Genomic DNA, 10,172 nt, shown 5'->3' on the forward strand with positions numbered 1-10,172 from the left:
GTTTCGCATAAAATGATGAATTTTGTCAAGTACTAATCAAAAAGAGCCTGAAATTCACTTTCAGGACTCTCTTCTTATTTAATCTTTTCTTCTTCGTAGTCACCTTTGCTACAAACAACCTGCTTGCCACCACCACGGACTTTTTTCTCCATGAGGAAGTTGCCACATTTTGGACAGTCACGACCAACAGGCTTATCCCAAGAAGTAAATTCACATTCTGGATAGCGATTGCAACCATAGAAAAGGCGATTGCGTTTGGTTTTTCGCTCAATGATTTGTCCCTGATGACAACTTGGACACTCAACACCAATCTCTTTCACAATTGCTTGGGTATGACGGCAATCTGGGAAATTGCTACAAGCGTAGAACTTACCAAAACGACCAAGTTTAATGACCATTGGACTGCCACACACTTCACAGTCAAATCCAGCTGGTTCATCCTTAATCTGGATTTTTTCCATTTCTTCTTCAGCCTTGGCAACCTCTTTAGAGAATGGTTTGTAAAAGGCATCAATGACACGTTGCCACTGCTCTTTTCCGACTTCGACATCATCCAGTTTGCCTTCCATTTCAGCTGTGAAGGTTACGTTTACGATATCTGGGAAATATTCAACGATGAGCTTGTTAACAATTTCTCCCAACTCTGTTGGTTCAAAACGTTTGGCTGCAAGGCGAACATAATAACGTTTCTGAATAGTTTCAATGGTTGGTGCGTAGGTGGACGGACGTCCAACCCCATTTTCCTCCAAGGTCTTGATCAAGGTCGCTTCAGAATAACGAGCAGGCGGTTGAGTGAAATGTTGCTCTGGTTTGCTATTGACCTGCTTAACCACATCTCCAACAGCCATATCTGGTAACATCTTATTCTTATCAGAATCATTATAAATAGCAAGATAACCATCAAACTTAACCTGACTACCATTAGCAACAAATTGAACCCCATTTTGAGACAATTTAACAGCCATGGTATCAAAGACAGCAGCCGTCATCTGACTCGCTACAAAACGATTCCAGATAAGAGTATAAAGCTTGAGCTGATCCTTGTCCAGATACTTAGCAATACTTTCAGGTGTATTAAAAACACTAGACGGGCGAATAGCCTCGTGGGCATCCTGAGCACCTGAAGCGTTTTTGACCTTGCTACCATGCTTAGAATACTTGCTACCAAAACGGTCTGTAATGAAACTTGCTGCTTCGTTCTGTGCCACTGGACTGATACGAGTCGAATCAGTACGCATATAGGTAATCAAACCTTGCACACCAGAACCGATATTGATCCCTTCATAGAGCTGTTGGGCAACCATCATGGTTTTTCGAGTACGGAAGTTAATTTTATTGGCAGCATCCATCTGCATAGATGAAGTGGTATAGGGTAATGGAGCATTGCGCTTGCGCTCTTTCTTATCTACCTGATCCACTGAAAAATCTTTGCTAGTCAGACGAGACAAGACTTCCTTGACCTCATCATTGCTAGTCAGTTTCAACTTTTTGCCGTCTACTCCATAGAAGGAAGCCTGAAATTGCTTGGTTCCCTTTTTAAAGACAGCATCAATTGTCCAGTATTCTTCTGGCTGGAAGGCATTGATTTCATTCTCACGATCAATGATGAGTTTAAGCGCAATAGACTGAACGCGACCTGCTGACAAGCCCTTCTTGACCTTCTTCCACAAAATAGGCGAAATCGAATAGCCTACCAAGCGGTCTAGGACACGACGAGCCTGTTGGGCATCGACCAAGTCCATATCAATCTTACGAGGTTCTTTAAAAGCATTTTTGACAGCATCTTTGGTGATTTCATTGAAGACCACACGGTTAGCATCATTTTCATCCAAGTTGAGAATATGGGCCAAATGCCAAGAAATCGCTTCTCCTTCACGGTCCGGGTCACTCGCCAGAAAAACTTTATTAGCTTTTTTAGCTTCTTTTTTCAAGTCATTGATAAGAGGGCCTTTTCCTCGGATATTGATATATTGCGGTTCATAATTATTTTCAATATCGACGGACATACTGGATTTCTTCAAATCACGGATATGCCCGACACTGGCTAAAACCTTGTAGTTTCTGCCTAGATATTTTTCAATCGTCTTGGCCTTAGCAGGCGACTCCACGATGACTAGATTTTTTTTAACTGTTGATTTTTTCTTTTTTGTTGCCGTAGCCACAGTATCACACCTTTTCAAAGTAATAAACTTTATAAAGTGTAAACCATTTTTTGAACCCTGTCAAGACTTAGCTACTATAATAGAAGAAAAGTTTATACTTAAGACTTCAGTCTTCCTTTGATATACATAGAAGACTCACGAGAAAAACCAGCTATTCTCAAGAAATTATTGTTCCTCAGACTCTGTATCAAATTTATTGGCTTTTTCCTTTTCTTTTGCTTCCTTATCCTTGATATACTGGAAGAAATACTCCACCAGTTCTTCCTTACTAAGTTGTTCTGAATCAGACAATTGGGAAACTTGAACAGAAACATCACTTAAACCATAGTCACCTCTCTTACTGGAAATCATATCGAGTTCTTCTTCTGTCAAATAATTTCCTGAAATGGTTAGCTTTAGGGTATGAGTCTTTTTAGAATAGATTTTTTTCAAAATATTATGCCCCTGAAATTGCTCTGATATAAATTTCTTAAGGGACTCTTTTTTCAACGTTTCTCTCACTAAAGTCGTTGCAGAGATAAAACTCGGAATCATCAGCAAAACAGCAACTAGAAGCAAAATCCTGCGCATTTTAGAGTCTTCTTCATTATCTTTAAAATAATGTTTCTTAACCATCATCAACCTAACACCTATATAAGTCGCAATGACAATAAAGCTACAATTGATGAGGAATAGGTAAGAGGAGCCTATGATAAATTTTAGATTAGCAGAAGCAATAGCATAACCTACTGTACAAAGAGGAGGCATCAAGGCGGTTGCAATAGCAACACCAGGAACAATATTATTGGTCTCTTTTTTCCTAGCACCAATAATACCTGCTATCCCTCCTACAAAAGCAATGAGAACATCCCAAATAGTCGGAGAGGTTCTAGCAACAATCTCCGAACTAGCATACGAAATGGGAGAAAGATAAAAATAAAGTGTTGAAGCTATTAGACTGGCAAGAATTTGAATAGCTAATATTTTAAAAGATTTTCTTAACAATTTAAAATCAAATATAGCTAGAGAGAGCCCCACTCCCAGAATAGGTGTCATCAAAGGAGAGATTAACATGGCTCCAATAATCACGGGAGTCGAATCCATATTTAATCCGATAGAGGCGATAAGCATGGCACATAGTAAAATCGCTAAATCACTTCTGGAAAGTTCTAATTCTTCATATATTTTATTTCTAAATTCTATCAACGAATACAGTTTATTATTTGTCACAAATATCTTCCTTTCCCAGCTAACTAGTCGCTAATACTCTTCGAAAATCTCTTCAAGCCACGTCAGCTTCACCTTGCCGTATAGATGTTACTGACTTCGTCAGNNTTTCATTGAGTATAAAATCCTAACAAACTCAATACTTTAGTAGTCTGATATGCCAATCTCATGAGGTCTTTTTATCATTTTCCATCATATCCTGACGCAAATGTCTACTGATGTCTCTCATCAGTTTCATTTCTAGTAAATGAAAATCAAACTCGGAAGCTCACCGTAGCTTGCTCAAAACACAGCAAGACAAAGCTGATGACGTAAAAAGATTTTCGAAGAGTGTCATCATCAATTTCAGACCATTTTTTATAATAACCATTTTATTTTTATCTGTCAAGGTCTTTGAATTCTTTCTTAAACAAGCCTTGTAATCTCTACTTTTGAAGAATTTATTTTTCCTTACTGGCAATACTTGAGACGATACAGCTCCCTGATAATAAGCTGACCAAGATTAGTCACAAGCAACTCTCCTTTCTCAATTACACTAAATTGCTTTCCTTCCTCTGGGAAAAGTCCTCCACTCTACTTATTCACTTAGAAAAAACGCATAATATCAAGTGCTGAAAAAACTGATACTATGCATTTATTGTGGGGATATTTACTTCATTTTCTATTAAAAATTGATTTTTCTCAGTATTCTAGCTTATATAATGTTTAAAATTCAAATTCCGCAAGCACATCTCGCCCACTGGTGACCAATTTTGCCCCTTCTTGAATCAAATGATGGCAACCATCTGATAGCCCATCTAAAATGCTACCAGGAATAGCAAAGACATCGCGTCCTTCTTCCATTGCTCGCTCACAGGTAATGAGACTCCCCGAGCGCATCTTAGCCTCTGCTACAATCACGCCACGGCAAAGTCCAGCAATGATGCGATTACGGGCAGGAAAATGAAATTTCAGAGGTTGTTCGCCAGGTCCATATTCACTGAGAACCAGATGATCATTGCCGATGTAGTCTTGCAAACGTTTATTGGCTTTAGGATAAAACACATCCAGTCCTGTTCCAATCACTGCAATGGTTTTTCCGCCATTTTGAAGAGCTGCCATATGAGCTGCTGTGTCAATGCCCTTGGCTAATCCACTGACGATAACCAGTTCATTTTCCAAGCCTTGAATGACTTTTTCAACTGACTTAGCTCCCTGTTTGCTACAAGCACGACTGCCCACGACCGCTACCTTCGGGAATTTCAGGAGGTCAAGATTTCCCTTGTAAAATAAAAGTACAGGCGCATCATATATTTCACTCAAATCCCAAGGATAACAGTCATCTAAAATAGAGAAAGATGGAAATTTTTGAAACTCTTTCGACAAATGCGCATCGTCTATCTGAAAATAACGTTCCATAAAAACGGCTGGATTACGGCAACCTGATATATCTGCAATATCACCCAACAAAAGCTCCTGATCAACATTTTCACCGTATTCTAGCACTTTCAAAATCTGTTGATTGGTCAAACCTGATTTTTTTAACTTATAGATTTCATAGTTTGTGATTTTCATAAATAACTCCATTTCTTTTTCTACTCATCTATCTATTCGTAAAAGTTCGTAAAAAATCAAAAAAACATCCGACTATTTTGTCAGATGTTGAAATCTTTAATTTTCGTTTTTAAGAATTTCTTCTAATTTATGGTAGTCTTGGACACTATCGATTTCATAGATACTATTGCCTTCTAATTCTTCGACATAGACATCTAGCCCTTTGATATTATCCTTAACCATATTGTCCCAGTAGAGATCAACAAATTCGCCACTTGCATAAGCCTTATCGATAAAGCTGACAATCTTTTCTGCAGTTGGAGCATCCCAGAAGGATACACCACTAAGGATACGACCTGCCTTGCTATCAACAATAATGTCTTGAACCTTGTAGTCATCTCCATAGACCAAGAACCATTCGTTGGTACAATCTTCACGATAAACACTAAAATAAGTCGAACGTGTCAAATCATTACGGAACATATTTTTAAAGAGATAGTTATCGGCATCAATAACATAGCTGTTGGCCAATTCTTCTTTTACAAGATAGAGAGAGTAAAAGTTATTGTAGTCAGCGTATTTATCATTGAAAACGAGACGAACACCGTATTTCTCTTTCAAGTAATCGAATTGTTCTTTAAGATAACCGACAATGATGATGATGTCATTGATTCCTTTTTCTTTGAGAAACTCAATTTGGTATTCAATCAAGGGTTTTTGATTAACCTGAACCAAGGCTTTAGGGGTATTTTCAGTCATAGGACGCAAGCGAGTTCCCAATCCCGCTGCTAAGATGATGGCTTTCACACGAATCTCCTTTATTCTTTAATAATAATATAAACTCCAGCAATAACGACAAGTGACGTCATAATGGTCAGCATATCTAGCGGTGCACCCAAAAAAACAACTGCAAACAAGACCGTCCAAACTACATAGCTCACATTCAAGCCTGTAGCCTTGGCTGGTTGCAAGCGATTGATAGCGATATAATAAGCCAAATAGGAAATCATATCAAAGGCTGCAAAGACAATCATGAGACCTAGTAATTGTCCATTGGCCACTTCTGCAAATGACTGATGAGAGAAGAGCACAATCACAAGATAGGACAAGAATGAAGTTACTTGACGGATTAAGAGGGCCTCAATTTCACTCAATTCACTTTCCATGGCAAAGGAGCTAAGGACACTCTCACTCCCCCATGCAATAGCACAAACTAAAGCACAGAGAATACCAATGTAGAAGGAATTAACCTGTTCAACCTTATAGGTCTGAGCAATTATCCCTCCAATAATCAAGACAATCCCAAATACAGTATTTTTTGAAATCTTGTGCTTCAAAAAGAAGAAAGCCAATAAAACTGAAATCGCAGGGTAAATAGCCGACACAGATGAAGCTAAGGAACTTCCGATATACTTAACCGCATAAAGATTGGCCTGCATACCGATAGGGCCTGCTAGCAAGGCTCCGATGATGACACTCACATTGCGAATATTTAAGAAAATTGAGAGGCGAACTTTTCCTTCTTTTACCAAGAGAAAAGCTAGTAAGATAAAGATACTCAAGAAATCGTGAGCAGCGGCCACCACAAAGGGCGACAAATCTGTAAAAATCGAAAAGATGTAAGCACTAATTGTTAGACCTAAACCCCAGAAAATACCTGAGAGTAGACCAAAAGGAACTCCGTTTTTACTTTTCATCTGAACCTCCATAAGAAGTCAAACCTTTAACAGCTCTTTGATAACGATTCACACCATAGTCACCAAAATCTGCACCTTGCTCTTCCTTATAGACAGTCCATAGACTCCAAATAGTGTCTTGTAAAATTTTATAAATGGCAATCTTTTCACGAGAAACCGGTGTTTGGTCACTCTCATAGTGAGACAAGAAGGCTTCTTCCTCCTGGGTAGTGAATTCAGACTCTAAAAAGAGGGCAGCCAGATCCCACATTGGATCATTCATTGATGAATATTCCCAGTCAATCAGATAAAGTCGTCCTTGTGGTGATTCGATAAAGTTTTCAGGCACCAAATCGATATGACAAGATTTTCTGTCAACACCTAAGTCAGCCAGTCTTTTCTCTAAAGAAAAGACTTCTTCTCGAACAGCTTCATAGTTGGCATAAGGGATTTTCTCTTCAATCAAGGATTCGTATTTTTTGATTTCCTCAAAAGGAGCAAATTCTCCTCTTAATTCCTTACCAGAAGCATGAATGGTTTGTAATATTGGAGCAATTTTATCAAATTTGGTCTTGATTGACCTTGAATCAAGTGTAATCGCAGATTCGATATACTCATTTACTTTGATACCAGCTTCAATATCAAAAAGATAATTTTTTACATCTAAGTCTAAATCCTTTAGTAGTTCAAGATTGTACTTTTCATCTTGTCGATTGATAAGCTTTTCTGTCCCTTTACCAAAGAATTTAACAATGTATTGCTTATTTGTTGTTTTGACCAAATAGTTTTGATTGGTCATTCCCCCCAGTTGTTCAACACTGAGGACTTCCTCTTCTTGACTAAGTAGGGAAGAAATTTTCTCTTTAATGATTTTCTCCACAATTAACCTCCAGCACTTATACTTCCCACTTAAACACGGTTTTAAAGGCTGTGTTTAAGTCGGTCGCAAAGACACGGTGAATATCTTTAATTTCTCTTACAGGTTCTTCTAGATAAAGGATATTTTTAAGACGATTGGCAAATTTCTTAACTTCCATCATTTGGATTGCATTTTCAAAATCGATGCGACCAGAACGAGAGGACCCAACCAAGAGCAAGCCCTTTTCTAAGGCATCGCGAGTATTGAGATTGACTTTATATTCGCTAACTCCCATCATGAGAATCGTTCCTTGAGGACGAATGTAGCGAATCAGGTCATTTATAGCCGGTCCAGTACCATTACCACCACAACACTCAAAAGCATGGTCAAAGGCCAAATCTTCAGGAATATTATCCGTAATATAGCATTCTTTGGCAAAAGAGAAAAGTTCCAACTTTTCCCAATGACGACCAATAACCACAATCTCTGCTTCTGGCAAAGTATAGTTGATAATATTGGCAACCACAAATGCTAAACTTCCATCTCCGATAACGGCGATTCGGTCCCGCTTGCTATGAGCAAGGGTCAATAGACGATTCATGGCATGCATGCCAACACTGACAAACTCTGTAATGGCTGCAACCGTATCTTCGATAGCATCATAAGCCACCACACGATCTTTAGGGAGAGAAACAAACTCTCTCATAAAGCCATCAAAACCACTAGACAAGAAATGGGTCCCTGTCATGTAGTTCTCATAGAATTCTTCATCGCTCTGCATAGAAGGCTGATTGGGAATCATGACAACTTTTTGCCCAACCTCATAGGTTCCCGTCGGGTCAGAAATGATGGTTCCACATGACTCGTGAATCATTGCCATTGGAAGCTTTTTATTCAAAATCTTGGGGTCACGTTTTCCCTGGTAGTAACGCTGATCCGCATGACAGACAGCCATATAGTTAGGGCGGATGAGGATATGATTCTCTTGGTCAATAGCCTCTTCCTGATATTTGACATTGATAAACTTAGGCTTAGTTAGTTGATAAATTTGATTAATCATTTTACTAGTCTTTCTCAATCATACTTTTTGCAATCTTCAAATCTGTTACTGTTGTGATTTTTAGGTTTGAGTATTCGCCCTTAGCCAAGGCCACATCTTTTCCTTTGATCACAAAGATTTTACATGCATCTGTCAAGATTTCCTTCTCTTCAGCAGAGAGAGAACCGTAAAGGTCCATGAAGTCCTTGCAACGGAATGTTTGAGGTGTTTGTCCTTGATAAAGGTGAGCACGATTTGGAATATCTGTAATGAATTGACCATTGGTACTTTCAACGATAGTATCAACCGCTTCTACCACTGTGTCCACTGCGTCATGATTTTGGGCAAGTTGGATATTGTCCTGAATCATGCGAAGTGTAATAAATGGACGAACAGAATCGTGGGTAACAACAATGTCCTCTGGAGTAAGCGGACGATAAGCATCAATAGCTTCAATGATTTTCTCAATACTCGTATTACGGTCAGCACCACCCTTTGTAATGATGATACGATCCTTATGAAGAGGAAGATATTTATCTACAAGATCTTCTGCATGAGAAACCCAGTCTCCATGAACCCCAACTACAATTTTTTCAATACTTGGTTCCAAGACAAATTTTTCAATTGTATGAATCAAAATAGGTCGATCACCTAGCTCTAAAAATTGTTTTGGCAAGTTACTGATTCCCATGCGTGTGCCAGTTCCACCAGCAAGAATTCCTGCATAAATCATCTATTTTCTCCTTTGTCTTACTAAAAAAACTTATTCTCTCTATTATACCACAATCTAGTCCTATCATGAAAGAAATACCGGCCCTCCCGTTCTAGAATAGAAGGATTAAGGAGTTCTATTATTCAAAGAAACTAGTCCATTTCTAGTAATGACCAGGAATTCTGTAGTCATTGCTAATAAATGGCTGTGAAATTTTAGAGTTCTTCAGAATAATATAGTTTTCTTAAAGAAAACTTAAAAGTAAGCTTTGAAACTTCAAAGTGATTACTTGACTTATACTCAATGAAAGTCATAACCACCCGTGAAAACGGGTGGCTTGTACACCGGCTATAAGCCGTTTCTCTCCAGCGGCGTCTAAAGACGCTCGCTGAACTTCGTTCAGGTCGTGCTATATTACTTGACTAATGCCCGTCACAACGGGCTTTTACCTTGTTCTAAATCCGCCATCAGAAAACGGATCTTCATATTCTTTTACACTCAGCTTATCGAGTGCAATGTCATTCTTTTCCTGCTCGCGAATATATTTAGCTACGGTCTTTTCGTTTAGTCCAACGGTACTTACATAGTATCCCCTAGCCCAGAACTTTCGATTTCCATACTTATATTTTAAATTAGCGTGCTTATCAAATATCATCAATGCACTTTTGCTCTTGAGATACCCCATAAAATCGGAAATCGAAAGTTTGGGAGGTATCAGTACAAGCAGGTGTACATGGTCTGGCATCATATGACCTTCGATAATCTCCACGCCACGACAACCGCATAGATGTTTAATAATATCTATCAAATCCGACCTGACTTTGTAATATATCGCCTTACGGCGATACTTAGGTGTAAAAACTATATGATATTTGCACATCCATTTAGTATGTGATAAACTGTAACTGGTTTTAGCCATTTATTTTTCCTCCTTTATCTAACCTGAACAATTAGATTATACTTGGAAAAATAAATGGAAGCTAGA

The 10,172-nt window shown here is 38.5% G+C and carries 9 protein-coding genes; all 9 read right to left on the reverse strand.

Annotated elements, in window-relative coordinates; translation table 11 throughout:
* Positions 1–74: 74 nt before the first annotated feature.
* A complete protein-coding gene (topA, locus tag HT703_RS04460; RefSeq protein ID WP_054392654.1) occupies positions 75–2,162 on the reverse strand; it encodes a type I DNA topoisomerase in 2,088 nt (695 codons plus the stop codon).
* Between the two features lie 165 nt (positions 2,163–2,327).
* Positions 2,328–3,371: a TIGR00341 family protein gene (locus HT703_RS04465; RefSeq protein WP_007284808.1), complete on the reverse strand. Its 1,044-nt coding sequence runs from the start codon at positions 3,369–3,371 to the stop codon at positions 2,328–2,330.
* A 702-nt stretch (positions 3,372–4,073) separates the two neighbouring features.
* A complete protein-coding gene (gene dprA, locus HT703_RS04470; RefSeq protein WP_000705307.1) occupies positions 4,074–4,922 on the reverse strand; it encodes a DNA-processing protein DprA in 849 nt (282 codons plus the stop codon).
* 96 nt (positions 4,923–5,018) lie between these two features.
* Entirely contained in the window at positions 5,019–5,708 is a 690-nt protein-coding gene (locus HT703_RS04475) for a sugar phosphate nucleotidyltransferase (protein ID WP_054393270.1), read from the reverse strand.
* An 11-nt stretch (positions 5,709–5,719) separates the two neighbouring features.
* Positions 5,720–6,598 (reverse strand): DMT family transporter, encoded by an 879-nt coding sequence (locus HT703_RS04480; RefSeq protein ID WP_000837608.1) that lies wholly within the window; start codon positions 6,596–6,598, stop codon positions 5,720–5,722.
* Entirely contained in the window at positions 6,588–7,457 is an 870-nt protein-coding gene (licA, locus tag HT703_RS04485) for a choline kinase LicA (protein ID WP_000411222.1), read from the reverse strand. Before licA ends, HT703_RS04480 begins: the two co-directional genes overlap by 11 nt.
* Positions 7,458–7,473: 16 nt before the next feature.
* The gene (locus HT703_RS04490; RefSeq protein WP_000609870.1) at positions 7,474–8,496 is read right to left on the reverse strand and encodes a ribitol-5-phosphate dehydrogenase; all 1,023 of its coding nucleotides are present in this window, start codon (positions 8,494–8,496) and stop codon (positions 7,474–7,476) included.
* A 4-nt stretch (positions 8,497–8,500) separates the two neighbouring features.
* Complete coding sequence (locus tag HT703_RS04495) at positions 8,501–9,208, reverse strand: 2-C-methyl-D-erythritol 4-phosphate cytidylyltransferase (RefSeq protein WP_000638489.1); 708 nt, start codon at positions 9,206–9,208, stop codon at positions 8,501–8,503.
* A 424-nt stretch (positions 9,209–9,632) separates the two neighbouring features.
* Entirely contained in the window at positions 9,633–10,106 is a 474-nt protein-coding gene (gene tnpA / locus HT703_RS04500) for an IS200/IS605 family transposase (protein ID WP_001140801.1), read from the reverse strand.
* Between the last annotated feature and the right edge of the window lie 66 nt (positions 10,107–10,172).

This window comes from Streptococcus sp. 3874, from assembly GCF_013276425.1.
GTDB lineage: Bacteria > Bacillota > Bacilli > Lactobacillales > Streptococcaceae > Streptococcus > Streptococcus pseudopneumoniae.